The 26,695-nt window shown below is 64.1% G+C and carries 21 protein-coding genes and 2 pseudogenes; 11 read left to right on the top strand and 12 right to left on the bottom strand.

Annotation, left to right across the window (positions count from 1 at the left end):
- The first annotated feature begins 21 nt into the window (after positions 1-21).
- The 10 genes and pseudogenes from DGA31_RS07725 to DGA31_RS07680 all read left to right on the top strand — a co-directional run bounded on the left by DGA31_RS07725 (position 22) and on the right by DGA31_RS07680 (position 11,425).
- Complete coding sequence (locus tag DGA31_RS07725; RefSeq protein ID WP_056841262.1) at positions 22-888, top strand: ABC transporter permease; 867 nt, start codon at positions 22-24, stop codon at positions 886-888.
- Between the two features lie 39 nt (positions 889-927).
- Positions 928-1,944, top strand: a complete 1,017-nt coding sequence (locus tag DGA31_RS07720; protein ID WP_109512134.1) for an ABC transporter substrate-binding protein — start codon at positions 928-930, stop codon at positions 1,942-1,944.
- Positions 1,945-2,208: 264 nt separating this feature from the next.
- Positions 2,209-2,943 (top strand): RHS repeat-associated core domain-containing protein, encoded by a 735-nt coding sequence (locus tag DGA31_RS30650; protein WP_421957951.1) that lies wholly within the window; start codon positions 2,209-2,211, stop codon positions 2,941-2,943.
- 364 nt (positions 2,944-3,307) lie between these two features.
- Positions 3,308-3,397 (top strand): annotated as a pseudogene (locus DGA31_RS30190) (RHS repeat-associated core domain-containing protein); the annotation flags it as partial.
- A 279-nt stretch (positions 3,398-3,676) separates the two neighbouring features.
- On the top strand, positions 3,677-4,510 hold the full coding sequence (locus tag DGA31_RS30185) for an RHS repeat-associated core domain-containing protein (protein WP_241509544.1): 834 nt from the start codon (positions 3,677-3,679) through the stop codon (positions 4,508-4,510).
- A 187-nt stretch (positions 4,511-4,697) separates the two neighbouring features.
- A pseudogene (locus DGA31_RS07700) lies at positions 4,698-4,988 on the top strand (RHS repeat-associated core domain-containing protein); the annotation flags it as partial.
- Positions 4,989-5,265: 277 nt separating this feature from the next.
- On the top strand, positions 5,266-6,054 hold the full coding sequence (locus tag DGA31_RS30180) for an RHS repeat-associated core domain-containing protein (protein ID WP_241509542.1): 789 nt from the start codon (positions 5,266-5,268) through the stop codon (positions 6,052-6,054).
- Between the two features lie 117 nt (positions 6,055-6,171).
- On the top strand, positions 6,172-7,284 hold the full coding sequence (locus DGA31_RS07690) for an efflux RND transporter periplasmic adaptor subunit (RefSeq protein WP_109512133.1): 1,113 nt from the start codon (positions 6,172-6,174) through the stop codon (positions 7,282-7,284).
- On the top strand, positions 7,281-8,351 hold the full coding sequence (locus DGA31_RS07685; RefSeq protein ID WP_109512132.1) for an efflux RND transporter periplasmic adaptor subunit: 1,071 nt from the start codon (positions 7,281-7,283) through the stop codon (positions 8,349-8,351). The genes DGA31_RS07690 and DGA31_RS07685 overlap by 4 nt, the downstream gene beginning before the upstream one ends.
- Positions 8,348-11,425: an efflux RND transporter permease subunit gene (locus DGA31_RS07680; protein WP_109512131.1), complete on the top strand. Its 3,078-nt coding sequence runs from the start codon at positions 8,348-8,350 to the stop codon at positions 11,423-11,425. The genes DGA31_RS07685 and DGA31_RS07680 overlap by 4 nt, the downstream gene beginning before the upstream one ends.
- Here DGA31_RS07680 and DGA31_RS07675 read toward each other — a convergent pair.
- The 5 genes from DGA31_RS07675 to cadR form a co-directional block, all read right to left on the bottom strand.
- Complete coding sequence (locus tag DGA31_RS07675) at positions 11,373-11,903, bottom strand: hypothetical protein (RefSeq protein WP_109512130.1); 531 nt, start codon at positions 11,901-11,903, stop codon at positions 11,373-11,375. The two genes, DGA31_RS07680 and DGA31_RS07675, sit on opposite strands and share 53 nt — an antisense overlap.
- A 179-nt stretch (positions 11,904-12,082) precedes the next feature.
- Positions 12,083-12,715 carry a class I SAM-dependent DNA methyltransferase gene (locus DGA31_RS07670; protein WP_109512129.1) on the bottom strand — a complete coding sequence of 211 codons (633 nt, stop codon included), beginning with the start codon at positions 12,713-12,715 and terminating at the stop codon, positions 12,083-12,085.
- A gap of 229 nt (positions 12,716-12,944) precedes the next feature.
- A complete protein-coding gene (locus DGA31_RS07665) occupies positions 12,945-14,105 on the bottom strand; it encodes an L-talarate/galactarate dehydratase (protein WP_109512128.1) in 1,161 nt (386 codons plus the stop codon).
- A 185-nt stretch (positions 14,106-14,290) separates the two neighbouring features.
- Complete coding sequence (locus DGA31_RS07660) at positions 14,291-15,334, bottom strand: LacI family DNA-binding transcriptional regulator (RefSeq protein ID WP_109512127.1); 1,044 nt, start codon at positions 15,332-15,334, stop codon at positions 14,291-14,293.
- Between the two features lie 64 nt (positions 15,335-15,398).
- Positions 15,399-15,845 carry a Cd(II)/Pb(II)-responsive transcriptional regulator gene (gene cadR, locus DGA31_RS07655; RefSeq protein ID WP_109512126.1) on the bottom strand — a complete coding sequence of 149 codons (447 nt, stop codon included), beginning with the start codon at positions 15,843-15,845 and terminating at the stop codon, positions 15,399-15,401.
- Positions 15,846-15,928: 83 nt separating this feature from the next.
- On the opposite strand from cadR, the gene DGA31_RS07650 reads away from it, so the two are divergent.
- A complete protein-coding gene (locus tag DGA31_RS07650; protein WP_109512125.1) occupies positions 15,929-18,199 on the top strand; it encodes a heavy metal translocating P-type ATPase in 2,271 nt (756 codons plus the stop codon).
- A 124-nt stretch (positions 18,200-18,323) separates the two neighbouring features.
- Here the strand turns inward: DGA31_RS07650 and hutG are convergent, their stop codons facing one another.
- The 7 genes from hutG to DGA31_RS07615 form a co-directional block, all read right to left on the bottom strand.
- Positions 18,324-19,130 (bottom strand): N-formylglutamate deformylase, encoded by an 807-nt coding sequence (gene hutG / locus DGA31_RS07645; RefSeq protein ID WP_109512124.1) that lies wholly within the window; start codon positions 19,128-19,130, stop codon positions 18,324-18,326.
- 15 nt (positions 19,131-19,145) lie between these two features.
- Positions 19,146-20,351: an imidazolonepropionase gene (hutI, locus tag DGA31_RS07640; RefSeq protein ID WP_109512123.1), complete on the bottom strand. Its 1,206-nt coding sequence runs from the start codon at positions 20,349-20,351 to the stop codon at positions 19,146-19,148.
- 12 nt (positions 20,352-20,363) lie between these two features.
- Positions 20,364-21,740: an amino acid permease gene (locus DGA31_RS07635; RefSeq protein ID WP_056841278.1), complete on the bottom strand. Its 1,377-nt coding sequence runs from the start codon at positions 21,738-21,740 to the stop codon at positions 20,364-20,366.
- 95 nt (positions 21,741-21,835) lie between these two features.
- Positions 21,836-23,368, bottom strand: coding sequence for a histidine ammonia-lyase (gene hutH, locus DGA31_RS07630; RefSeq protein ID WP_109512122.1), 1,533 nt, complete (start codon positions 23,366-23,368; stop codon positions 21,836-21,838).
- A gap of 16 nt (positions 23,369-23,384) precedes the next feature.
- Positions 23,385-25,100: a urocanate hydratase gene (hutU, locus tag DGA31_RS07625; RefSeq protein ID WP_241509541.1), complete on the bottom strand. Its 1,716-nt coding sequence runs from the start codon at positions 25,098-25,100 to the stop codon at positions 23,385-23,387.
- Between the two features lie 249 nt (positions 25,101-25,349).
- Positions 25,350-26,048: an anti-sigma factor gene (locus DGA31_RS07620; protein WP_109512120.1), complete on the bottom strand. Its 699-nt coding sequence runs from the start codon at positions 26,046-26,048 to the stop codon at positions 25,350-25,352.
- Complete coding sequence (locus DGA31_RS07615) at positions 26,045-26,602, bottom strand: sigma-70 family RNA polymerase sigma factor (protein ID WP_056841285.1); 558 nt, start codon at positions 26,600-26,602, stop codon at positions 26,045-26,047. The genes DGA31_RS07620 and DGA31_RS07615 overlap by 4 nt, the downstream gene beginning before the upstream one ends.
- Between the last annotated feature and the right edge of the window lie 93 nt (positions 26,603-26,695).

The raw sequence follows: 26,695 nt of genomic DNA, 5'->3' as shown, positions 1-26,695 counted from the left end.
CCGCCTGCAGAGATCCGAACCATGAGCCTTTCTCCTTCGCGGCGTGAAGAGTACGAAGTCACGCTGCAACCCTTTACCCAGCACGAACTGGCCCGCGACCTGCCGCTGGCCCAACGCATCTGGCAACAGGGCTGGGTGCGCAAGACGGTAATCATGATCGCGCTGGCTGTGATCTGGGAAATCGTTGCGCGTATCCAGGACAACGACCTGCTGCTGCCAAGCTTCTTGCAGACGGCTGCAGCGTTCTACGACGGTCTGCTAAGTGGCGAGTTGCTGAGCAAGGTGTGGATTTCCCTCACCGTGCTGATCCAGGGCTATGTGATCGGCATCGTTTTGGCGTTCGGCCTGACCACGCTGGCGGTGTCGACCCAACTGGGCCGTGACCTGCTCGGCACCCTGACCGCCATGTTCAACCCGCTGCCGGCCATTGCCCTGCTGCCGCTGGCCTTGCTGTGGTTCGGCCTGGGCCAGAACAGCCTGATCTTCGTGCTGGTGCACTCGGTGCTGTGGGCCCTGGCGCTGAACACCTACGCCGGGTTTCTCGGGGTCTCGGAAACCCAGCGCATGGCCGGGCGCAACTATGGCCTCAAGGGCCTGCGCTTTGTCTGGCACATCCTGATTCCGGCCGCGCTGCCGTCGATCCTGGCGGGCCTGAAGATCGGCTGGGCCTTTGCCTGGCGCACCCTGATCGCCGCCGAGCTGGTGTTCGGCGCCTCGTCGGGCAAGGGCGGCCTGGGCTGGTACATCTTCCAGAACCGCAACGAGCTGTACACCGACAAGGTGTTTGCCGGCCTGGCAGCGGTGATCCTGATCGGCCTGCTGGTGGAAAACCTGCTGTTCGCCAATATCGAGCGCCTGACCGTCAAGCGCTGGGGCATGCAGCGTTAAGCGTTTTTTGATCCTGACCTCCTTTTTGAGAGCATTCCCATGAGCCTTTCTTTCAACCGCCCGGCGCTTACCGCGCTGGCGGCCACCTTCGCGCTGGGCAGCCTGTTCAGCGGCGCCGCCCACGCCGAAGGCAAGATCAGCATCGCCCAGCAGTTCGGCATCGGTTACCTGATCCTGGACGTGGTGCGCGACCAGAAACTGATCGAAAAACACGGCCAGCAACAAGGCCTGGCCATCGAGGTCAACTGGAACAGCGTCTCTGGCGCCACGGCCATGAACGAGGCGCTGCTGGCCGGCGCCCTGGACGTGGTCTCGGCCGGCGTGCCGCCGATGCTCACCGTCTGGGACCGCACCAAGGGCAGGCAGAACGTCAAGGCCATCGCCGCGCTGGGCTCGATGCCTAATTATCTGCTGACCAACAACCCCCGGATCAAGACCCTCAAGGACTTCACCGACAAGGACCGCATCGCCGTGCCGGCCGCCGGCGTGGGCTTCCAGTCGCGCACCTTGCAGATCGAGACCGCCAAACAGTTCGGGAATGACCAGTTCAAGAAATTCGACACGATTTCCGTCAGCCTGGCCCACCCGGACGCCACCGCCGCGCTGCTGGCCGGCGGCTCGGAAATCAACTCGCACTTTTCCAGCCCGCCGTTCCAGTACCAGGCGCTGGAGAACCCCAACGTGCACAAGGTGCTCAGCTCCTACGACGTGCTGGGCGGGCAGGCCACGTTCAACGTGCTCTACACCACGCAGAAATTCCACGACGACAACCCCAAGACCTACAAGGCGTTCTACGACGCCCTGGCCGAGGCCGAGCAGATCATCAAGGCCGACAAACCGGCCGCCGCACAAACCTACATTCGCGTGGAACAGTCGAAACTGCCGCTGGCGCTGGTCGAGAAAATCGTCGCCGACCCGGAAATCGACTTCACCGTCACCCCGCAACGCACCTTCATCTATGCCGAGAAACTGCATGAACTGGGCGTGCTCAAGAACAAGGCGGCGAGCTGGAAGGATTACTTCTTCGAAGAGGCGCACGGCACGCCGGGGAGCTGAGCCGCGACTGAAAATGGCCTCATGCTGGCAGAGCACCTTCCCACCGGATTTGCAGCCAGTCTCAAATCTGACAGACCCCACCGTCCCTGTGGGAGGCGGCTTGCCGGCGATGGCGGTGGCGCAGTCTACGCATCTGTTGCGCCAGGCTCAGGCCGCTTCACTCCCGCCGCCAGGCCAAAACCTCGCAGTTCTGCCAGTATTGCGCCGCCCACCTCCGGTTCAGACTGAGCGCATCTTTGCCCAGCGCCTGACCGGAGCCTGCCCATGAAGCATTCTCAACAACGCCGCACAACCCTGTACGCCACCGATCGCCCAGGCAGCCTGCTGGCGCAGTTACAGACCGGGCAGCCTGACCGGTTCGCCTACGCCCCCTTCGGTCATCGCTCGCCGGCCGCAGGCATCGGCTTCAATGGCGAACTGCCCGACCCGCTGACCGGCCACTACCTGCTGGGCAATGGCCACCGCGCCTACAATCCGGTGCTGATGCGCTTCAACAGCCCTGACAGGTTGAGTCCGTTTGGAAAAGGGGGCGTGAATGCCTATGCATACTGCGGCAACGACCCGGTCAACCGGAGCGACCCGAGCGGGCAGTTTGCGGTGTTCAATGCAATCACCCGTAGTTTGATGAAGATGGGTAAACGTGTGGCTGTCCCGGTAATTATGGGCTCAGCTGCCGGGAGCAGCGTCGGCCTCACGCTATTACTCTTTAGCGATGTGTCTGAAGGCGAACGTAATGTCCTGATTGCAATGACGGTAGTAACAGCAGCCATGACCTTGGGGGTCGGTTGGAAACATGCCCGGAACATTGGTGCCTCCAAGCGCCGTCAATATGCTAAGGGCTATAGAGAAGGTGCTACAAAAGGTACTGATGAAGGCTTTGATTCTGGTCGTATTATTGAGCGTCGGTTAGCGGCTAACCGGCACGGTTTTCGATCGCTCAGGGAGTTCAGGTCCGTTGACGGATGGCCCCGCGAAACTTCCAGCATCCGCAGTTTATGACGAGTGCCTGACTCGCTATAGGGCGTGTTACGCGCCCTTCCTCTGACGCAGGACCTGCAGCGGGTATCAAGTCAGTGCACAGGGGTGTAAGCGCTGCGACAGATTCAAAGCCCATGCCAGACGAAAAATCTCATGGCGCTACCTGTTTGGCTCAATTCTTTACCGGGGCAGATCAAGCATGACGTTGCCCGGCGCCTGACCGGAGCCTGCCCATGAAGCGCATCGCCCCCAGCCTCAACCAGGCCGCACAATCCTGTGCGCCACCGACCGCCAGGGTAGCCTGCTGGCACAGTTGCAGACGGGGCAGCTTGATCGCGTCGCTTATACCGCCTTCGGTCATCGTTCGCCGGCTGCAGGCATCGGCTTCAACAGCCCGGACAGTTTGAGTCCGTTTGGCAAGGGTGGGATCAATGCGTATGCCTACTGCGTAGGTGACCCGATCAATCGTCATGACTGCCAGCCTCCGATCTGACAGGCACAGCCGGACCTGTGGGAAGCGGCCCCTCCCACCGGATTTGTGGCCAGCCTCCGGTCCGACAGGCACCAGCGGACCCTGTGGGAGGCGGCTCTGCCGGCGATGGCGGTGGCGCAGTCTACGCATCTGTTGCGCCAGGCCCAGGCCGCGTCCATCGGTCGACGCCAGGTGAAACCTCACACTTCTGCCAGTGTTACACAGCCCACCTCCGGTTCAGACTGAGCGCATCTTTGCCCAGCGCCTGACCGGAGCCTGTCCATGAAGCATTCTCAACAACGCCGCACAACCCTGTACGCCACCGACCGCCCCGGCAGCCTGCTGGCGCAGTTACAGGCCGGGCAGCCTGACCGGTTCGCCTACACCCCCTTCGGTCATCGCTCGCCGGCCGCCGGCATTGGCTTCAATGGCGAACTGCCCGACCCGCTGACCGGCCACTACCTGCTGGGCAACGGCCACCGCGCCTACAACCCGGTGCTGATGCGCTTCAACAGCCCTGACAGGTTGAGTCCGTTTGGAAAAGGCGGCGTGAATGCCTATGCATACTGCGGCAACGACCCGGTCAACCGGAGCGACCCGAGCGGGCAGTTTGCGGCGTTCAATGCAATCACCCTTTTTCTGAGGACTTACCCAGAAGCTGTCATGGTAGTTTCGACGCTGTTGTTTCTTGGTGGCGGTGTAGCGGAGGCTTTTCCAGGCAGGTCCGAAGCCGTTAGTACCGCTATGCGTGTAGTTGGCGTACTGGGCTTATTGGGCTTGGGCGGGGGCTTAATCAAATATATGCGGGTGTCCAGGGCGACTCAGGCGCGGTTTCGAACTCAGGCTCGGGTCCAGGTTAACGCTAGAGCTAGAGCTAGAGCTTTTTCGCCCCCTCCCCCCTATGACGAAGCGGTTTTGCGTCCTGTACATTCTTTCAGGCGCGGCTCTCAAAGTTTTGAAGCTCCCCCGCCCCCCTATGACGAAGCGGTTTTTCGCCCTGGACGCTCTTTCAGGCGCGGCTCTCAAGATCATGAGGCACCTCCTCCCACCTATGCGCAAGCCATCCAGCTATCTTCACAGCAAAGTGCCTCACGTATTCGCCGTACCTCTGTCTGAACCTGGCTGCTAAATGGTGTTTATTGAGTGAAGGTCTTTCAATACGCCAATGCATCATGGCTTTTTCAGTCGCGTTTATGATCGACAAGGCTGAAAGCAAACCCTTGTCAGAATGAGAGCACCTTTGCCCGGCGCCTGACCGGAGCCTGCCCATGAAGCGCATCGCCCCCAGCCTCAGCAAAACCGCACAATCCTGTGCGCCACCGACCGCCAGGGTTGCCTGCTGGCACAGTTGCAGACGGGGCAGCTTGATCGCGTCGCCTATACCCCCTTCGGTCATCGCCCGCAGGCTGAGGGCATCGGCTTCAACGGCGAACTGCCCGACCGGCTGACCGGCCACTACCTGCTGGGCAATGGCTACCGCGCCTACAACCCGGTATTGATGCGCTTCAACAGCCCGGACAGTTTGAGTCCGTTTGGCAAGGGTGGGATCAATGCGTATGCCTACTGCGCAGGTGACCCGATCAATCGTCATGACTGCCAGCCTCCGATCTGACAGGCACAGCCGGACCTGTGGGAGGCGACCCCCTCCCACCGGATTTGTGGCCAGCCTCCGGTCCGACAGGCACCAGCGGACCCTGTGGGAGGCGGCTTGCCGGCGATGGCGGTGGCGCAGTCGATACCGCTGTTGCGCCAGACCCAGGCCGCGTCCATCGGTCGACGCCAGGTGAAACCTCACACTTCTGCCAGTGTTGCGCAGCCTGCCCCCGGTTCAGACTGAGCGCACCTTTGCCCAGCGCCTGCGGAGCCTCTCCATGAAGCGTCCTCAACAACGCCAAACAACCCTGTACGCCACCGACCGCCAGGGCAGCCTGCTGGCGCAGTTGCAGGCCCGTCAACTTCATCGGTTCGCCTATGCGCCCTTTGGTTATTGTCCGCCGGCCGCAGGTATCGGCTTCAACGGCGAGTTGCCAGACCCGCTGACCGGCCACTACCTGCTGGGCAACGGCTACCGCGCCTACAACCCGGTGTTGATGCGCTTCAACAGCCCGGACAGTCTGAGTCCGTTTGGCGAAGGTGGGGTCAATGCGTATGTGTATTGCACAGGAAATCCGGTTAATCGCCGCGATCCCACGGGGCATTTCGACATCGGAGATTTGGCGCGTGATGTGCTTCCTTACATGATGCTGGTCAGCGCTTTGGTGGGCTCGACAATGATGTACAAATTGACCAAAGTCAGGTTCAACAAGTGGCGGGCGGGCACTGCCTCGAAGGCTGACAAGGTCATGTCCGTCGGCGCAATCGCTACCATCACCTCGGCTGCCGTAGTGGGCGCGGGTGGTGTGGCGAGGCTTGTCGATCCTCAGTCCGATATCGGATATGTGCTGGGTGTGCTGGGCACTGTCGCAGTCGTGGGTTTCCAGGGCGTGCGCTACAGAGGCTACAAAATGGGCAAGCCTGCGCCTGTGACTCTGACATCGGATGCCTCCTTGAGAGGGCTGCCGGTGAGGCGCAGCCTGGTTAATCGGCCCGCAACTGAAAACAGCCCATCGTTCCATCGAGCGTCAAGCATCCGCAGTGGCCTCGAAGTCACTCGACTCTAGACAGGCTTGCTGCGAGAGTTCTCCCCCCTCAAGGAACCCTCCCGCCCGCCAACAGTCGCATATTCACATCACCACCCCGCGACCCTCGTTCGCCCCGGCAGCCGTCAAGGAGTCTGCATGCCTTTTCCCTCTGTGCGACTGCTTGCCCTTGGCCTGGCAGGCGCCTTGCTGTTGGCCGGTTGCAGCGAAAAACAGCCTGAAGCCCCCGAACTGCCGAGGGTCTATGTGCAGGATGTGCAGCCGGCCGGTTTTGCTGCCAGCGTGGCCTTGACCGGTGACATCCAGGCGCGGGTGCAGACGCCGTTGTCGTTTCGCGTCAATGGCAAGATCACCCAGCGCCTGGTCGAGGTCGGCGACCGGGTCACGGCCCGGCAGGTGCTGGCCCGCCTCGATCCCAAGGACCTGCAGATCAATGTCGACTCGGCCCAGGCGGCCGTGACTGCCGAACAGGCGCGGGTGGCGCAAGCGAAAACCGCATTCTGGCGCCAGGAACAACTGTTGCCCAAGGGCTACACCAGTCGCAGCGAATACGATTCGGCCCAGGCCGCCTTGCGCGGCAGCCAGAGCGCCCTGGCTGCCGCCCAGGCGCAACTGGCCAATGCCCGCGAGCAGTTGAGCTACACCGCGTTGATGGCCGACGCACCGGGCGTGATCACCGCCCGCCAGGCCGAAGTAGGGCAGGTGGTGCAGGCCACCCAGCCGATCTTCGACCTGGCCCGCGACGGCGAGCGCGATGCGGTGTTCGATGTGTACGAATCGCTGTTCGTCGAACCGCCGCTGGACGAGCCGGTGCAGGTCAGCCTGCTGGATAACCCGACCATCAAGGTGACCGGCAAGGTGCGCGAAGTCACGCCTGCGGTGTCGGCGCAAACCGGCACCCTGCAGGTCAAGGTCGCCCTCGGCCCGTTGCCGGCCGGCATGGACCTGGGCTCGGTGGTCAGCGTGGCGCTCAGCGGCCCTGCCCGGCCACGGGTCGAATTGCCCTGGGCGGCCCTGACCAAGAACATCGGCCAGGACCTCGGCCAGCCGGCGGTGTGGGTGGTTGACGCGCAGGGCAAGGCGCAATTGCGCACCGTCAAGGTGGCCCGTTACCTCACCGGCAAGGTGATCATCGACCAGGGCCTGGCGGCAGGCGAGCGGGTGGTCACCGCCGGGGGGCAACTGCTGCACCCTGACATGCAGGTCGAAATCGCCCAGCCCCAACCTGCCACCGCCGAGGCCCGCCCATGAAGCACCGTGCATGCATCGTATTGACGGCCGCCTTGCTGGCGGCCTGTGGCCAGGACGAGCCGGCCCCGGAGCCGGTGCGCCCGGTGCTGTCGGTGGTGGCCCAGACCGAATCGATGGCCGATCTTGGCCGCTTTGCCGGCAACATCCAGGCGCGCTACCAGAGCGTGCTGGGCTTTCGTGTGCCGGGGCGCATTGCCCGGCGCGCGGTGGATGTCGGCGATGAAGTGAGCCAGGGCCAGCTGCTGGCGACCCTGGACCCCACCGACCAGCAGAACACCTTGCGCAGCCGCGAAGGCGACCAGGCGCAGGTCGAGGCGCAGTGGATCAACGCCCAGGCCAATGCCCGCCGCCAGCAGACCCTGTTTGACCGGGGCGTCGGCGCCCAGGCGCAACTGGACATCGCCCTGACCGACCTCAAGACCACCCGCTCGTCGCTGGACCAGGCCCGCGCTGCCGTTGCCCAGGCCCGCGACCAACTGACCTACAGTCAGCTGCGCAGCGACCACGCCGGGGTGATCACCGAATGGAAGGTCGAGGCCGGGCAGGTGGTCACCGCCGGGCAAGAGGTGGTGACCCTGGCGCAGCCCGACATCAAGGAGGCGGTGATCGACCTGCCGGCCGACTTGCTCGACCAGTTGCCCGAAGATGTGCAGTTCACCGTCGCCAGCCAACTGGACCCCAGCGTCAGCACCGTCGCCACGTTGCGTGAGGTCGAACCCCAGCCGGACCGCTCGACCCGCACCCGCCGCGCGCGCCTGACCCTGGCCGAGCAACCGCCGGCGCTGCGCCTGGGCACGGCGATCAGCGTCAGCCTGACCTCGACCATTGCCCCGCGCCTGCGCCTGCCCATCAGTGCACTGCAAGAGGTTGATGGCCGCACGCAAGTCTGGGTGGTCGACCCGGCCGGCCAGACCGTCAACCCAAGAACCGTACAACCGCTCAGCCGCTCGGCCGACAGCTTCTGGCTGACCGGGGGCGTGCAGCCCGGCGAGCGCGTAGTGACTGCCGGGGTCAACAGCCTCAAGCCCGGACAGAACGTCAAAATCGATAAGGAAGGCCCGCGATGAAAGGTGGCTTCAATCTGTCCGAGTGGGCCATCAAGCACCAGTCGTTCGTCTGGTACCTGATGTTCGTCGCGCTGCTGATGGGCGTGTTCTCCTACATGAACCTGGGGCGTGAAGAAGACCCCTCGTTCACCATCAAGACCATGGTCATCCAGACCCGCTGGCCGGGCGCGACGGTGGACGAGACGATCGAGCAGGTCACCGACCGCATCGAGAAAAAGCTCGAAGAGCTCGACTCGCTGGACTACGTCAAGAGCTACACCCTGCCGGGCGAGTCGACCATCATGGTGTTCCTGCGTGACACCACCGATGCGGCGGCGATTCCGGAAATCTGGTACCAGGTGCGCAAGAAGATCGACGACATCCGTGGCCAGTTCCCGCAGGGCTTGCAGGGGCCTGCGTTCAACGATGAATTCGGCGATGTCTACGGCTCGATCTACGCCTTTACCGCCGACGGCTTTTCGATGCGCCAGTTGCGCGACCATGTCGAGCAGGTGCGCGCCGAGATCCGCAGTGTCGAAGGGCTGGGCAAGGTCGAGATGATCGGCCAGCAGGACGAAGTGATCTACCTGAACTTCTCGACCCGCAAACTGGCGGCCCTGGGCCTGGACCAGCGCCAGGTGCTGCAAAGCCTGCAAGCGCAGAATTCGGTGACCCCCGCCGGGGTGATCGAGGCGGGCCCTGAGCGTATCTCGGTGCGCACCTCCGGCTCGTTCGCGTCGGAAAAAGACCTGGCGGCGGTCAACCTGCGGCTCAATGACCGCTTCTATCGGCTGAGCGACATCGCCGAGATCGAACGCGGCTACACCGACCCGCCGGCGCCGCTGTTTCGCTACAACGGCCAGCCGGCCATCGGCCTGGCCATCGCCATGAAGGATGGCGGCAATATCCAGAGCTTCGGCAAGGCCCTGCATGCGCGCATGGACCAGGCCACCGCCAACCTGCCGGTGGGCGTGGGCGTGCACAAGGTCTCGGACCAGGCCGAGGTGGTCGACAAGGCCGTGGGCGGCTTTACCAGCGCGCTGTTCGAGGCGGTGATCATCGTCATGGTGGTCAGCTTTGTCAGCCTCGGCATCCGCGCCGGGCTGGTGGTGGCCTGTTCGATCCCGCTGGTGCTGGCCATGGTCTTTGTGTTCATGGAGTACAGCGGTATCACCATGCAGCGTATTTCCCTTGGCGCATTGATCATCGCCCTGGGGCTGCTGGTGGACGACGCGATGATCACCGTCGAAATGATGGTCACCCGCCTGGAGCAGGGCAAGAGCAAGGAAGAGGCGGCCACCTATGCCTACACTTCCACGGCTTTCCCGATGCTCACCGGCACGCTGGTGACGGTGGCCGGCTTTGTGCCCATCGGCCTGAACAACAGCTCGGCGGGTGAGTACACCTTTACCCTGTTTGCGGTGATTGCCGTGGCCATGCTGGTGTCCTGGGTGGTCGCGGTGTTGTTTGCGCCAGTGATCGGCGTGCATATCCTCAGCAGCAAGATCAAGAAAAAATCCGAAGAACCCGGACGCATCGGCCGTGCCTTCAATGGCAGCATGCTCTGGGCCATGCGCAATCGCTGGTGGGCCATCGGCATCACCCTGCTGCTGTTTGCCGGGGCGCTGTTCTCGATGCGCTACGTGCAGAACCAGTTCTTCCCGGCCTCGGACCGTCCCGAGATTCTGGTGGACCTCAAGCTGCCGCAAAGTGCCTCGATCAACGAGACCCGCAAGGTGGTCGACCGCCTGGAGGCGACCCTCAAGGACGACCCGGACATCGTGCGCTGGAGCACCTACATCGGTCAGGGCGCGCTGCGCTTCTACCTGCCGCTGGACCAGCAACTGCAGAACCCGTTCTATGCCCAGCTGGTGATCGTCAGCAAGGACCTGGAGGCCCGTGGTGCCCTGACCACACGCCTGCAGGAGCGCTTGCGTGAAGACTTTGTCGGGGTTGGCTCCTTCGTGCAGGCGCTGGAAATGGGCCCGCCGGTGGGCCGGCCGCTGCAATACCGCATCAGTGGGCCGGACATCGACAAGGTGCGCCAGCACGCCATCGAACTGGCTGCCTTGCTGGATAAAAACACCCATGTCGGCGAAGTGGTCTACGACTGGAACGAGCCGGGCAAGGTGCTGCGCATCGACATCAACCAGGACAAGGCACGGCAACTGGGGCTGTCGTCCGAGGATGTGGCGTCGGTGATGAACAGCGTGGTCAGCGGCTCGACCGTGACCCAGGTGCGCGACGACATCTACCTGGTGAACGTGGTGGGGCGCGCCGTGGATTCAGAGCGCGGCAGCCCGGAAACCCTTCAGAACCTGCAGATCGTCACCCCGTCGGGCAGCTCGATCCCGCTGCTGGCCTTCGCCACCGTGGGTTATGAACTGGAGCAGCCGCTGGTCTGGCGCCGCGACCGGCAGCCGACCATCACCGTGAAAAGCTCGGTGCGCGACCAGATGCAACCGACCGATCTGGTGGCCGAGCTCAAGCCGGAAATCGACACCTTCACTCAGGGCCTGCCCAGCGGCTACAAAGTGGCCACGGGCGGTACGGTAGAAGAAAGCGGCAAGGCCCAAGGCCCGATTGCCCAAGTGCTGCCGCTGATGCTGTTTCTGATGGCGACCTTCCTGATGATCCAGCTGCACAGCGTGCAGAAGATGTTCCTGGTGGTCAGCGTCGCGCCGCTGGGCCTGATCGGTGTGGTACTGGCGCTGGTGCCCACCGGTACGCCGCTGGGCTTCGTGGCCATCCTCGGGGTGCTGGCGCTGATTGGCATCATCATCCGCAACTCGGTGATCCTGGTGACCCAGATCGACGCCTATGAACGTGACGGTTATCTGCCTTGGGATGCGGTGGTCGAAGCCACAGAGCATCGCCGCCGGCCCATCTTGCTGACGGCGGCGGCGGCGAGCCTGGGCATGATCCCCATTGCTCGTGAGGTGTTCTGGGGGCCGATGGCCTACGCCATGATCGGCGGCATCGTGGTGGCCACCTTGCTGACGCTGCTGTTCCTGCCGGCGCTGTATGTGGCCTGGTACCGGATCAAGGAGCCTTCCGACGTTCAGCGAAAGCAGGACCGGAACGCTGAGGCTTAGCGTCGGTGCCCTTTTGCTGAGCCTCATCGGTCAGCCGTAGGTTACTTACCCTGACCGGGCTGAACGGAATCGGCCTTGGTTCTTGTTCGGTGCCTTGTGGATAGGCGGGGCTTGGCGTCGAAATATTCAGGAAGCAGTAGGTGAGCGGTTCGACAAAGTACAGGCGTACTGAAAAACGCTGCCATTCGCCGGTCGCATAGATTGTGACCGGTGAGACCTGAGCAAAACCTTCACTGTTGAAGCCACCTACGCTCACCGTCAACATGCCTGGGTGTGTCTCGCTCTCCTTGGAGCGTGCATCAAATGCCAGGCGCAGGGTGTGGCCAGGCAGGTCTGGCAGGCTCTGTGAGACAAAGCTGGAAATGGGCATCAGCAGGCTTTGACCGTGTGCTTCGAAATGGGGTTCGAAGCCGGGATTGCCTTTCCAGTATTTGAAGTCATCGTTGAAGTTACCGTTTTTGATGTAGTCGCTGCTCATGATCGTTTCCTTGATCGTCAATAAGTCCAGTGAGCAAGCATGAATGCTGTACTCAACGCCTATCGTGATCAAAGGTTAATTCCGACGGTACTGTCAGAAGTGACAGCTTGCGCATCGCGCAATCGAAGCCTGTGCTGTCAGCCAGCGCAGGCAGCCGTCATCATGCGCCGGCTAAAGCATCAGTTCTGATTGCGACGCCACACACTCGCCAGCCACGGCTGCTGCTCACGCGGCAGGCCGGCGGGGCGGTAGTAATGTTCCAGCTCGGTAAAGCCGGCCGCCGCAAGGCGTTCGCGCCAGGCTTCAAGGTCGTGGTAGGCGCCGTAGCGCGGGCCGTTCCAGCCTTCCTGGTTCTCGCCCCTGGGGTTGGAGCTGAACAGCACGCCTCCGGGCTTGAGGCTGGCGTGCAGTTTGCGCAGTACCTCGGGCAGCGCCTGGGTCGGCACATGAAACAGCACGGCGTTGGCGAAGATGCCGTCGAAGCGACCGGCCGGCAGGTCCAGTTCGAGAAAGTTCTGGTGCAGCACCTCGCAGCCGCTGTCGGCGCGGGCCATCTCGGCAAAGCGCTCTGAGCCATCCAGGCCCGTGGCGATGTGGCCCATGGCCGTGAACACCTTCAGGTCGCGCCCCGGCCCGCAGCCAAAATCCAGGATGTGCCAGGGCTTGGGGCCTTCGATATGCCGCAGCAGAGCCTCGATGTTCTGGCTGACATCGTGGTCGCGGGTGCCGTCGCGAAACTGCTCGGCCACCTCGTTGTAGTGGGAAAGGGTGGTTTCGGTGATCCGGGCAAGGTCGGGCGGGTCGAGTTTCACAGGCGGTGGTCCGTCGGGGGCGAGGTGCCAATATACGCCTTACCAGCCCTGTCGTCGGATCGCCGCTGGCAGCAGAGCGTACCCCCACCCAAATTGTTCAGGTACTGCACCTGACCCAGGTGCTGCACGACCTGTGGGAGGGGGCTCTGCCCGCGACGGCGGTGTAACAGGCGCAATGGATATCAGGTCCCGTCGCGGCAATCGGGGCGCTGACCGGCGTCAGCCAGCCTCAGGGGCGTTTGCCGACCTCGACCGTCTGCGCGGTCCAGGCCTTGACCTGCTCGCTCAGCGACAGGCCCAGCCCCGGACGGGTCGGCACCAGCATGCGCCCGTCGCGGGTTTCCAGGCGTTCATTGAACAGCGGCTCCAGCCACTCGAAATGCTCCACCCACGGCTCGGTCGGGTAGGTCGCCGCCAAATGCACATGCAGCTCCATGGCAAAGTGCGGCGCCATCATCACGCCGGCCTGTTCGGCCATGGCCGCGACTTTCAGGAACGGCGTGATGCCGCCGACCCGTGGCGCATCCGGCATCAGGTAATCGGCCCCGCGAAGGCGGATGAACTCGGCGTGCTCGGCCACGCTGGTGAGCATTTCGCCGGTGGCGATCGGCGTGTCGAACTGCCGGGCCAGGTCGGCGTGGCCTTCGGCGTCATAGCAGTCCAGCGGCTCTTCGATCCACACCAGGTTGTAGGCCTCGAACTGCCGGCACATGCGCTGGGCGGTAGGGCGGTCCCACTGCTGGTTGGCGTCGACCATCAACGGGAAGTCATCGCCCAGGTGTTTGCGCACGGTGCTGACCCGCTGGATGTCCACCGCGCAATCGGGCTGGCCGACCTTGAGCTTGATCCCGCCGATGCCCTTTTCCCGCGACAGGTCGGTGTTCTTCATCAGTTGATCCAGCGGCGTGTGCAAGAAGCCGCCCGAGGTGTTGTAGCAACGCACCGAATCACGCTGCGCGCCCAGCAGGCGGGCCAGCGACAGGTTGGCGCGCTTGGCCTTGAGGTCCCACAACGCCACATCGAAGGCGCCGATGGCCTGGGTCGACAGGCCGCTGCGGCCCACCGAGGCACCGGCCCAGCACAGTTTTGTCCACAGCTTGGCGATGTCGCTGGGGTTTTCACCGAGCAGCGCCGGGGCAATTTCCTGGGCATGGGCAAACTGGCCGGGGCCGCCGGCGCGCTTGGAGTAGCTGAAGCCCAGCCCGCTGTGGCCATCGGCGGTCTGGATCTCGACGAACAGCATGGCAATTTCGGTCATCGGCTTTTGCCGGCCGGTCAGGACCTTGGCGTCGCTGATCGGATTGGCCAGGGGCAGAAACACCGACGAGACCTTGATCCAGGCAATACGGTCGTGATCGGACGATGGCGTGTTTTGTGGGTGCAGAGTCACAAGAATCTCCTGTGGATCAAGGTGGCTGGCCCGCGTGGCCGGCTCGGTGCGTTAAGGATGATTGCGCAATCATTTTTGTTGGAAAAAATCAGCGTACAGGGACTGGCCGAATACACTGATGGGCCGAGCTTACTATGATTGCGCAATCATTCAAGTGCCTGTCAGCGGCCGCGGGTAGATCAAGCTCAGGTGGTCTGACGGTCGATAAGGGTGAAACCGCTGTCGATACGTACTGGTTCGCCGATGTTGCCTGCACGTTTGAAGCGATCAAGCAAGGCTTTGGCGATGTGCTCACCGATCAGGCGGCCGTCCACGCGCACGGTGGACAGCGCCGGGTACACCTGTGCGGCGCTGCTCAAGTCGCCAAAGCCCATCACCGCCAGGTCTTGCGGCACGCGCAGGCCGCGGCTGGCCGCTTCGGCCAGAACGCCCTGGGCAATGGTGTCGGAACTGCACACCACCACTTGGGGGGTGGCGCCCTGGTCGAGCAGTTGGCACAGCCCGTCGCGGCCGGTCTTGAGCGTGGCCGGCGGCGTCATGATTTGCACCGGTACTTCATCGACGCCGTGATTGGCCAACTCGCCGATCAGGCTGTTGCAACGCCGCAAGCCGCGCGGGTCGGCGAGGGTGATCACCGAAAAGCGTCGGTACTCCTTGGCCAGCAAGTGACGGGCCACCGCCTGGCCGACCTGTTCGTGGGAAAAGCCGACCAGCATGTCCAGTGGGTCGTCGCTCAGGTCCCAGGACTCGACCACCGGGATGCCCGCCCGGGCCAGGCGCAGGCGGCTGGCTTCGGTGTGCAGGGTGCCGGTCAGCACGATGCCGTCCGGGCGACGGCCGAGAATGGCTTCCAGCAGCTTTTCTTCCTGCTCGGGCGAGTAGCCGGTCAGGCCCAGCAGGGTCTGGTAACCGGCTTCGGTCAGGCGATCCGTCAGCGCCTGCACGGTGTCGGCAAAGATCGAGTTGGCGATGGTCGGCACAAAGATTGCCACCAGCCGGCTTTTGTTGCTCGCCAGGCTGCCGGCCATCATGTTCGACACATAACCGGTCTGGCGCACCGCTTCCATGACTTTTTGCCGGGTGCGCTCGGTCACCAGCTCCGGCCGGCTCAAGGCCCGTGACACCGTGATCGGCGAGACACCGGCGACCTTGGCCACATCGATCAGGGTCAGCGGGGCGGTTTTATGGCCAGGCAGCGGCGAGTCGGCCTGGGCAGGTTTTTTCGGCATGAACGGTCCGGGGGAGCATAGGCGGCGGGGCGCCAATGTAGCACGCGCCCATCGCTGGGTTCACTCAGTGCCCATGACTGCGGCCCACGTGCGAGGGTTCGCCTTCGGGGGCCGCCACCGCGCCGGTGACCTCCAGGCGCTCAAGAATGGCGCAATGTTCGGCGCCGTTGTCGCTGCAACGCCGGCGCAGGTCGCGTAACTGACCTTGCAAGGCTTGCAGGCTGGCGACCCGGGCGTCGACGTGATCGATGTGCTCGTCGATCAGCGCGTTGACGCTTTCACACTGGTCCTGCGGGCTGTCGCGCAGGTGCAACAGGCGGCGGATTTCCTCCAGGGTCATGTCCAGGCTGCGGCAATTGCGGATGAACGTCAGGCGCTCGACATGCGCCTGGGTGTACAGCCGGTAGTTGCCGTCGCTGCGCGAAGGCGCCGGCAGCAGTTTTTCGCGCTCGTAATAGCGCACGGTTTCGACCTGGGTGTCGGTCAGCCTGGCCAGTTCACCGATCTTCATGAAACGAACTCCCGTTTGAGTGCTTGACCCTATAGTGGCTACAGGGTGCTTACTTGGCAACATCTCGATCTGGAGGACTGCCCATGAGCCCGTCTACCCGGCCTGCGCCCCCGCAGGATGCTCACGACCACGACCACGACCACGACCACGACCACGACCACAATCACAATCACGACACCGCAAAGACCGGGCACGCCCACGGTTGCTGTGGCAGTCATGATCAAGTCGCTCCGGCGGTGGTGAGCTTTGGCGGTGATGACAGCCAGGCGCGCCTGAGCGAGTTTCGTATCGAGCAGATGGACTGCCCCACCGAGCAGACCCTGATCCAGAATCGCCTGGGCAAGCTGGCCGGTGTGCAGCGCCTGGAATTCAATCTGTTGCAGCGGCGCCTGGGCGTCTGGCATGACCTGCCCGACACCGCGCCGATTGTCGAGGCCATCGACTCGCTGGGCATGCAGGCGCAGCCGCTTCAGGAGGGTGACGAGGCGGCACCTGCACCTGAGAAAAAAAGTGCCTGGAAGCTGCTGACCCTCTCCGGCCTGACCGCGCTGGGCGCGGAAGTGGTGCACTTCACGGCCGGCCCCGAATGGCTGGTGGTGGTGCTGGCGCTGGTGTCGATTCTTAGCTGTGGCCTGGGCACGTACAAAAAGGGCTGGATCGCCCTGAAGAACTTCAACCTCAATATCAATGCACTGATGAGCATCGCCGTGACCGGCGCGGTGCTGATCGGCCAGTGGCCGGAAGCGGCGATGGTGATGTTCCTGTTCACCGTGGCCGAGTTGATCGAAGCGCGCTCGCTGGACCGGGCACGCAACGCCATCAGCGGCCTGATGCAACTGACGCCTGAAGTGGCCACGGTGCGTCAGGCCGACGGCAACTGGCTGGAGCAGCCGGTCAAGGCCGTGGCACTGGAGGCGGTGGTACGCGTACGGCCTGGCGAGCGGATTGCGCTGGACGGTGAAGTCATCAATGGGCAATCAAGCGTTGACCAGGCGCCGATCACTGGCGAAAGCCTGCCGGTGGAGAAGGGCATCGGCGACAAGGTGTTTGCCGGGACCATCAACCAGGCCGGGTCTTTTGAATACCGGGTCAGCGCTGCAGCCGGCCAGTCGACCCTGGCGCGGATCATTCATGCCGTAGAGCAGGCGCAAGGCGCGCGCGCGCCAACCCAGCGCTTCGTTGATCAATTTTCACGCTATTACACACCCGCCGTGTTCATCACCGCCCTGGTCGTGGCGGTGATTGCACCGCTGTTCTTCGGCGGCGCCTGGTTCGACTGGATCTACCGGGCGCTGGTGCTGTTGGTGGTGGCGTGCCCGTGTGCACTGGTGATTTCCACGCCGGTCAGCATCGTCAGCGGCCTGGCGGCGGCGGCGCGCAAGGGCATTCTGATCAAGGGTGGCGTGTACCTGGAAATGGGCCGCCAGCTCGATTACCTCGCGCTGGACAAGACCGGCACCTTGACCCACGGCAAGCCGGTGCAGACCGATGTCGTGCTCTTGCAGGAAGGCGCCGTCAGTGCCCAGGCCATCGCTGTCAGCCTCGCGACGCGTTCCGACCATCCGGTTTCCCGGGCCATTGCCCAGGCCGCCGATCCGCAGCAGAGGGTGCTGGCGGTGGATAACTTCGAAGCGCTGGGCGGGCGTGGCGTGGCCGGCGATATCGGCGGGCGTCGCTACCACTTGGGCAACCATCGGCTGGTCGAAGCGTTGGGCCTGTGTTCGGTTGAGCTTGAAACACGGCTCGAGGCCCTGGAAAGCCAGGGCAAGACCGTGGTGCTGTTGCTCGATGACAGCGGCCCGCTGGCGCTGTTTGCCGTGGCCGACACGGTCAAGGACAGCAGCCGCCAGGCCATCGCCGAGTTGCATGCACTGGGCATCAAGACCGTGATGCTCACCGGCGACAACCCGCACACCGCGCGAGCGATTGCCGATCAGGTGGGCATCGATCAGGCGCAGGGCAACCTGTTGCCAACCGACAAGCTGCAGGCCATCGAGGCGTTGTATGCGCAAGGGCACCGGGTGGGCATGGTCGGCGATGGCATCAACGACGCCCCGGCGCTGGCCCGCTCGGAAATCGGCTTCGCCATGGCCGCCGCCGGCTCCGACACCGCCATCGAGACCGCCGATGTCGCCCTGATGGACGACGATTTGCGCAAGATCCCGGCCTTTATCCGCCTGTCACGCGGCACCTCGGCGGTGCTGCGCCAGAACATCGCCCTGGCGCTGGTGACCAAGGTGTTCTTCCTGGGCCTGACCTTTGCGGGCATGGCGACCCTGTGGATGGCCGTGTTCGCCGACATGGGTGTCAGCCTGCTGGTGGTGTTCAACGGGCTGCGGTTATTGAAGAAGTGACACCCCCCATTTGTAGGCGCGACCAACGGTCGCGATGCGATCGATCAATTATTGAAGATCGCGTGGCCTGGACAAGGGTTCGCGACCGTTGGTCGCTCCTACGGGGGGGGGTGCCATGCAACTTTCAGCGCACGCCGTAATGTTGCTGGCCCCAGGCAATGAAGGTTTCCAGCAACTGCTTGATCACCACCTGCGTCGGCTCGGCCAGGTCCTGGCGGTAGTGGAACGGCGCGAATTCTTCCATGTAGTTGCTCTGCGCCAGTTCCAGCTGCACGGCATGGATGTTGTTTGCCGGATCACCGTAGTGCCGGGTGATGTGCCCGCCCTTGAAGCGGCCGTTGAGCACATGGGTGTAGTTTTTCGCCTCGGCGCAGACCTGTTCCAGTTGCACGGCCAGTTGTGCGTCGCAGCTGGCGTTGTCGTAGGTGCCGAGGTTGAAGTCCGGCAACTGGCCGTCGAACAGGTGCGGTACGTGGCCGCGAATCGAATGGGCGTCGAACAGCAGCGCATAGCCAAACTCATCGCGCAGGCGCTGCAGTTCCTGGTGCAGGGTCTGGTGGTACGGCATCCACACCTGCTCCAGGTAGCGTGCGCGTTCGGCGGCATCCGGCGCCTGCCCGTCCTTGAACAGCGGTACGCCATCGAACAGGATCGAAGGGAACAGCCCGGTGGTGGCACCGGCGTACAGCGGCTGGTCGTCGGACGGCCGGTTAAGGTCGATCACGAAGCGCGAATACTCGGCCGCCAGGGTGCTGGCCCCCAGATCCTGGGCAAAGGCATACAGGCGCGGCAGGTGCCAGTCGGTGTCGGGCAGGCTCAAGGCTTCGTCCACCAGTCCGGCTTCGACGGCCGGTGTCAGTTTCAGGCCCGCGTGCGGCATGCTGATCAGCAGCGGAATGCGACCTTGGCTGAATGTCAGGACCTTATCCACAATCTTGTTCTCCTTTCAGATCGACGATTCGACGCCGTGGCGAATGATGCGTTTGTCCAGGTCACCGCCCAGCCAGTAGGCCAGGTCGGCGGGGCGCTCGATGTCCCAGGCCACGAAATCCGCGACCTTGCCGACCTCCAGCGAGCCATGGCTGGCGCCCAGCCCCAGCGCTTTGGCGGCGTTGAGGGTGACGCCGGCCAGGGCTTCTTCAGGGGTCATGCGAAACAGCGTGCAGGCCATGTTCAGCATCAGGCGCAGCGACAGCGCCGGCGAGGTGCCGGGGTTCAGGTCGGTGGCGATGGCGATGGGCACGCCGTGCCGGCGCAGGGCATCCATTGGCGGCAATTGCGTTTCGCGCAGAAAGTAGTAGGCCCCCGGCAACAGCACCGCCACCGTGCCGGCCGCCGCCATGGCGATGGCGTCGTCCTCGGTCATGTATTCCAGGTGGTCGGCCGACAAGGCATGGTAGCGCGCCGCCAGGCTGGAACCGCCCAGTGACGACAACTGCTCGGCATGCAACTTGACCGGCAGGCCCAGTTGCTGCGCGGTGATGAACACCCGCTCGACCTGCGCCGGAGAAAACGCCAGGTATTCGCAGAAGGCATCGACCGCATCGACCAGGCCTTCACCGGCCAGGGCCGGGAGCATTTCTTGGCAGACATGGTCGATGTAGGCGTCGCTGCGGTCGGCGAATTCCGGCGGCAGGGCGTGGGCGGCCAGGCAGGTGCTGCGCACCGTGACCGGCAGGGTATTGCCCAGCCGGCGGATCACCTGCAGCAGCTTGCGCTCGGACTCAAGGTCCAGGCCGTAGCCGGACTTCATTTCCAGCGTGGTCACGCCCTCCTTGAGCAAATGCCGCACACGGCGCTCGGCGCTGGCATACAGCGACTCGAGGCTGGCGGCCCGGGTGGCGCGCACGGTGCTGGCAATGCCGCCACCGGCGGCGGCGATCTCGGCATAGCTGACGCCTTGCAGGCGTTGCTCGAATTCACCGCTGCGGTTGCCGCCGAACACTATATGGGTGTGGCAGTCGATCAGCCCCGGCGTGACCCAGGCGCCACCCAGGTCGACCACGCTGTCGAGGCCGGCCTGATCCAGTTGCGCCTGCGGCCCGATCCAGTGAATCCGCTCGCCAGAGGTCACGATGGCCGCATCTTCGATAATCGAGTAGGTGCCGTGTGCCATGGTTGTAATGTGACAGTTCTGCCAGAGCGTTTTCATTGGATCTCCAGGTTATTTGTGCGGGCTCGGGATCTTGGGTCTGACCCAGATGGAGTAGGCAATCACCAGCAGCACCACCCAGGCGGCGCCGACCAGCAAGGCGGTGCGGCTGGCCGGGAACCAGCCCAGCACACCGAAAATGAACAGCATGAAAACGATAGCCAGCGCCGGGCCCCATGGCCAGAACGGCACCGGAAATTGCAGCTGGCTGACCTCTTCAGCACTCATCGAGCGGCGCATGGCCACTTGCGTGAGCAGGATCATCAGCCAGACCCAGACCGTGGCGAAGGTCGCCACCGAGGCGATCAGCAGGAACAGGTTGTCCGGGATCGCGTAGTTGAGCACCACGCCCACCAGCAGGGTCAGGCCCATGACCACGGCGGTCATCCACGGCACGCCCTGTTTCGACAGTGCGGCGAAGCCGGCCGGCGCCTGGCCGTCTTTTGCCATGCCGTACATGATGCGTCCGGCACCGAAGACGTCGCTGTTGATGGCCGACACGGCCGCCGAGATCACCACGATATTGAGAATGGTCGCCGCCTGCGACAGGCCCAGGTTGCTGAAAATCTGCACGAACGGGCTGCCCTGCGTACCGATCTGCGTCCAGGGGAACAGGCACATCACCACGAACAGGGTCAGCACATAGAACAGCAGGATGCGCAGCGGCACGGCGTTGATCGCCTGCGGCAGGCTGCGCTTGGGGTCCTTGGCTTCACCGGCGGTGATGCCGATGATTTCGATGCCGCCGAAGGCGAACATCACCACGGCCAGCGACGCGATCAGCCCGCCGATGCCGTTGGGCATGAAGCCGCCATGCGCCCACAGGTTGCTGATGCCGATCGGCGTGTCGCTGCTGACGCTGCCCAGGCCGAACAGCATGATCCCGGCACCGCCGAGGATCATCGCGACGATCGCGCTGACCTTGAGCAGTGACAGCCAGAATTCGGCCTCGCCAAAGACCTTGACGTTGCACAGGTTCAGCGCGGCGATGAAGAACACGATGCTCAGCACCCAGATCCAGCGCGGCACCTCGGGAAACCAGAAGCCCATGTACATGCCGAAGGCGGTGATGTCGGCCAGGCAGACGATGATCATCTCGAAGGCGTAGGTCCAGCCCAGCACAAAGCCCGACAACGGCCCCAGGTAACGGGTGGCGTAATGGCTGAACGAGCCGGACACCGGGTCGTGCACGGCCATCTCGCCCAGGGCGCGCATGACCATGAACACCGCCGCCCCACCGATCAGGTAGGCCAGCAGCACGGCGGGGCCGGCCTGCTGGATGGCGGCGGCCGAGCCGTAGAACAGCCCCGTGCCGATGGCCGAGCCCAAGGCCATGAAGCGGATGTGACGGGCGGACAGCCCGCGTTTCAAACCATCTTGTGACGTCATTTCAGGTCCATTCATTACGGGTATGGCAAATGGCTGCAAGAACACCTCCCTGCAGCCATCGACCATGACGGGCACTGTCAGACGCGTGAAAGGCGTTACAGGCTCGGCAACAGATGGGCAGGAACCAGCGGGTTCAGGCATGTCGAGGACAACAGCGCGATTGCAGCTTCGATGTCCGGTGCGAAAAAGCGGTCCTTCTCATAGGACGGCACCTTGCTGCGCAGGGTGGCGCGGGCTTGCTCCAGCACAGGCGAGGTTTTCAACCCGTTGCGCAAGTCCAGGCCCTGGCAGGCAGCCAGCCATTCTACGGCAAGAACGCCACGAACGTTTTCTGCCATTTCCCACAGCCGCTTGCCGGCTGCCGGCGCCATCGACACGTGGTCTTCCTGGTTGGCCGAGGTCGGCAGGCTGTCGACGCTGTGCGGGTGCGCCAGCGCCTTGTTTTCGCTGGCCAGCGCGGCGGCGGTGACCTGGGCGATCATGAAGCCGGAGTTGACCCCGCCGTTGGCCACCAGGAACGGCGGCAACTGCGACATGTGCTTGTCCATCATCAGCGAAATGCGCCGCTCGCTCAGCGAGCCGATCTCGGCAATCGCCAGGGCCAGGTTGTCGGCGGCCATGGCCACCGGCTCCGCATGGAAGTTGCCGCCGGAGATCACTTCGTTTTCGGCCGCGAACACCAGCGGGTTGTCGGACACCGCGTTGGCCTCGACCTGCAGCACTTCGGCAGCCTGGCGCATCTGCGTCAGGCAGGCGCCCATGACCTGCGGCTGGCAGCGCAGCGAGTACGGGTCCTGGACCTTGTCGCAGTTGCGGTGCGACTCGGACACTTCACTGCTGGCGCCCAGCAGGGCCCGGTAGCCGGCGGCTACGTCGATTTGCCCGCGCTGGCCGCGAGCGGCGTGGATGCGCGCATCGAATGGCGAGCGCGAGCCCAGCACCGCCTCGACCGTCAGCGCGCCGCAGACCATGGCGCCGGCGAACAGGTCCTCGGCTTCGAACAGCCCACGCAAGGCATAGGCGGTCGACACCTGGGTGCCGTTGAGCAGCGCCAGGCCTTCCTTGGCCGCCAGGGTCAGCGGTTGCAGGCCGGCCACGGCCAGGGCTTCGCGGGCTTCGAGCCACTGGCCCTTGTGCCGCGCCTTGCCTTCGCCCAGCAGCACCAGTGACATGTGCGCCAGCGGTGCGAGGTCGCCGGAGGCACCGACTGAACCCTTGAGCGGAATGTGCGGGTAGACCTCGGCGTTGATCAGCGCAATCAGCGCATCGATCACCCCCCGGCGAATGCCGGAAAAGCCGCGCGCCAGGCTGTTGACCTTGAGCACCATGATCAGGCGCACCAGCGCGTCGTCCAGCGGCTGGCCGACGCCGGCGGCATGCGACAGCACCAGCGAACGCTGCAGGTTTTCCAGGTCTTCACTGGCAATGCGGGTCGAGGCCAGCAGGCCGAAACCGGTGTTGATGCCGTAGGCGGTGCGGTTCTCGGCCAGGATCTTCTCGACGCAGGCCACGCTTTGCTCGATCGGCTGGTCGGCGCTGCTGTCCAGGGCCAGCCGCACCGGCTCGCGCAGGATATTGCGCAGGTGCACCAGCGAGAGTTGGCCGGGAATCAGGTTGAAGTCGTTCACGTGTGTCGCTCCGTTATCAAGCGTGTGCAGGGCGTTGGGCGTCGATCATCGGCAGGTTCAGACCCTGCTCTTTGGCGCAATCAATGGCAATCTGGTAGCCGGCATCGGCATGGCGCATGACGCCGGTGGCCGGGTCGTTATGCAGTACGCGGGCGATGCGTGCAGCGGCTTCGTCGGTGCCGTCGCAGACGATGACCATGCCCGAGTGCTGCGAAAAGCCCATGCCCACGCCGCCGCCGTGGTGCAGCGAGACCCAGGTCGCGCCGCTGGCGGTGTTGAGTAGGGCGTTGAGCAGCGGCCAGTCGGAGACGGCGTCGGAGCCGTCGCGCATGGCTTCGGTCTCGCGGTTGGGGCTGGACACCGAGCCCGAGTCCAGATGGTCGCGGCCGATGACGACCGGGGCCGACAGCTCGCCGCTGCGCACCATTTCATTGAATGCCAGGCCCAGCCTGGCGCGCTGGCCCAGGCCGACCCAGCAGATGCGTGCCGGCAGGCCCTGGAAGCTGATGCGCTCGCGGGCCATGTCGAGCCAGTTGTGCAGGTGGGCGTCGTCGGGAATCAGTTCCTTGACCTTGGCGTCGGTCTTGTAGATGTCCTGCGGGTCACCGGACAGCGCCGCCCAGCGGAACGGGCCGATGCCGCGGCAGAACAGCGGACGGATATAGGCCGGTACGAAACCGGGGAAGTCGAAGGCGTCCTGGACGCCGACTTCCTTGGCCATCTGGCGAATGTTGTTGCCGTAGTCGAAGGTGGGGATGCCCTGCTTCTGGAACGCCAGCATCGCCTTGACGTGCACGGCCATCGACTGCTTGGCCGCCTTGATCACTTCGGCCGGTTCGGTCTTGGCCCGTGCGCGATACTCGTCCCAGCTCCAGCCGGCCGGCAGGTAGCCGTTGAGCGGGTCGTGGGCGCTGGTCTGGTCGGTGACCATGTCCGGGCGCACGCCGCGACGGACCAGTTCCGGCAGGATTTCAGCGGCGTTGCCCAGCAGGGCGATGGAGATGGCCTTGCCTTCGGCGGTGTAGCGGGCGATACGGGCCAGGGCGTCGTCCAGGTCAGTGGCCTGCTCGTCGACGTAGCGGCTGTTGAGGCGGAAATCGATGCTGACCTGCTGGCATTCGATGTTCAGCGAGCAGGCGCCGGCCAGGGTGGCGGCCAGGGGTTGCGCGCCGCCCATGCCGCCCAGGCCTGCGGTCAGGACCCAGCGACCCTTGAGGTCATTGTTGTAATGCTGGCGACCGGCTTCGACGAAGGTTTCGTAGGTGCCCTGGACGATGCCCTGGCTGCCGATGTAGATCCAGCTGCCGGCGGTCATCTGGCCGTACATGGCCAGGCCCTTGGCGTCCAGCTCGTTGAAGTGCTCCCAACTGGCCCAGTGCGGCACCAGGTTGGAGTTGGCGATCAGGACGCGCGGTGCGTTGCTGTGGGTCTTGAACACGCCCACCGGCTTGCCGGACTGCACCAGCAGGGTTTCATCGTCTTCGAGGTTTTGCAGGCTTTCGACGATTTTGTCGTAGCACTCCCAGTTGCGCGCGGCCCGGCCGATGCCACCGTAGACCACCAGTTCCTTGGGGTTTTCGGCCACTTCCGGGTCGAGGTTGTTCATCAGCATGCGCAGCGGGGCTTCGGTCAGCCAGCTTTTGGCGGTCAGTTGCGTGCCACGGGCGGCACGCACTTCGACGTTGCGGTGGCGGGTCCAGTCTTGCTTGAGGTCTTGTTTGTCGGTGCTCACGAAAAAATCCTCGATGTTCAATCCAAACCAGCCTGCCGTGCAGACGGGGCCAGCGGCGCATGGGTGATGAGCGCTAGTTGAACATGTATCTACTTGTACATACAAGTAGTCTCAGGCAAAAAAATCCACACCCACAGATGCTGTCTTGGAGGTACTGGTCCTTTTCGCAAGTGCCACAGAACCCGTAGGAGCGACCAACGGTCGCGAACGCGGCGGCACAGGCGCCGCGGGCCTGTCGATAGAGCCCCGTCAGATAACCTTCACCGCCCGGCCAATGAACTGGATCGGGCCGGTGGGCTTGCCGATCGGCGAGCCGGTGGCGTTTTCCAGGGTCAGCTCGAACAGCTGGTTGGGTTGCAGCGGCGGCAGTTTGTCCAGCGGCACTTGCAGGGTCTGGCCAGGCTTGACCAGGCCCAGCGAAACCGGGCCTTGCCAATCGTCGCCCTTGGTCCAGAACTCCAGTGCCTTGTCGCCCGGCACCTCGGTGGTGCCCAGCGGAATCAGCTGGATCTGGCGGGTGTCGCTGGTCTGGATGACCCAGCCCGGTGCCTTGTCCTGCGGTGCAACCAGTACCACCAGGTAGGACGGCGGCTGGACGGCCGGACGCATCAGCAGCAGGCTGCCCAGTACCAGCGAGGCGGCCAGCCCGGCCCCGGCCAGCCCGCGCCACAGGCCCAGGCTGTTGCGCCAGCGGCGGGCGTCTGCAATCGGGCGTACGGTAGCGGGCAGGCTGCGCTCGATACGCGGCCACAGGTTATCGGAGGGTTGCACCGGTTCGGCCAGGTCGGCCAGCGGCAGCAGGCGCGCTTCCCAGGCCTCTACGGCAGCTTGCAGCGCAGGCTCAAGCGGCAGGCGTCGCTCGACCTCGGCGCGCCCAGCGGCCGACAAAGTGCCCAGCACGTATTCGCCGGCCAGTTCATCGAGTTCGCGATCAGGTGTCGTATTCACCCCATGCACTCCCGCAAGGCCGTCAGGCTGCGTTTGATCCAGGCTTTGACCGTGCCCAGTGGCGCGCTCAATTGTTGTGCGATCTGCTGGTGCGTGTAGCCGTCGACATAAGCCTGGCAGACGCAGTGGCGGCGTACCGGTTCCAGCTGTTCCAGGCAATGCTGCAGGCGTCCGGGGTTCACTTGCCAGTCAAAGGCATCGGCGGCGTCCTGCCAGCCTTCCAGCGTCGCGGTGGCCGCAGGTTCGTCGTCTTCGGCCTGCACTTCGCGGGCCCCGTTGCGCACCTGGTTGAGCGCCAGGTGGCGGGTCAGGGTAAAGATCCAGCCGCGCGCCGAGCCGCGTTGCGCGTCAAAGCGGTGGGCCTGGGTCCAGACCTTGATAAAGGCGTCGTGCACGATGTCTTCGGCCCGTGCGCGGTCACGCACGATGCGCAGCACCACGCCCAGCAAGCGAGGACTTTCCTGCTGGTAGAGACGCTGCAGGGCCTGGCGCTCGCCGCGAGCGCAGGCGTGCAGCGCGGCTTCATAGTCAAAATGCGCTTCGTACGAGGTCAAGTCGATCCGCCATCCAGTGGATTACTGCGACCTCGAACGAGGCTGCCGGGCAGAGCATAGCCTACCGGCAGCGCGCCATCATCGCGTATGAAT

It is taken from the genome of Pseudomonas ovata (assembly GCF_003131185.1).
Taxonomy (GTDB): domain Bacteria; phylum Pseudomonadota; class Gammaproteobacteria; order Pseudomonadales; family Pseudomonadaceae; genus Aquipseudomonas; species Aquipseudomonas ovata.
The sequence above is the reverse complement of the archived record's forward strand: the minus strand, read 5'-3'. Positions and strand labels throughout refer to the sequence as shown.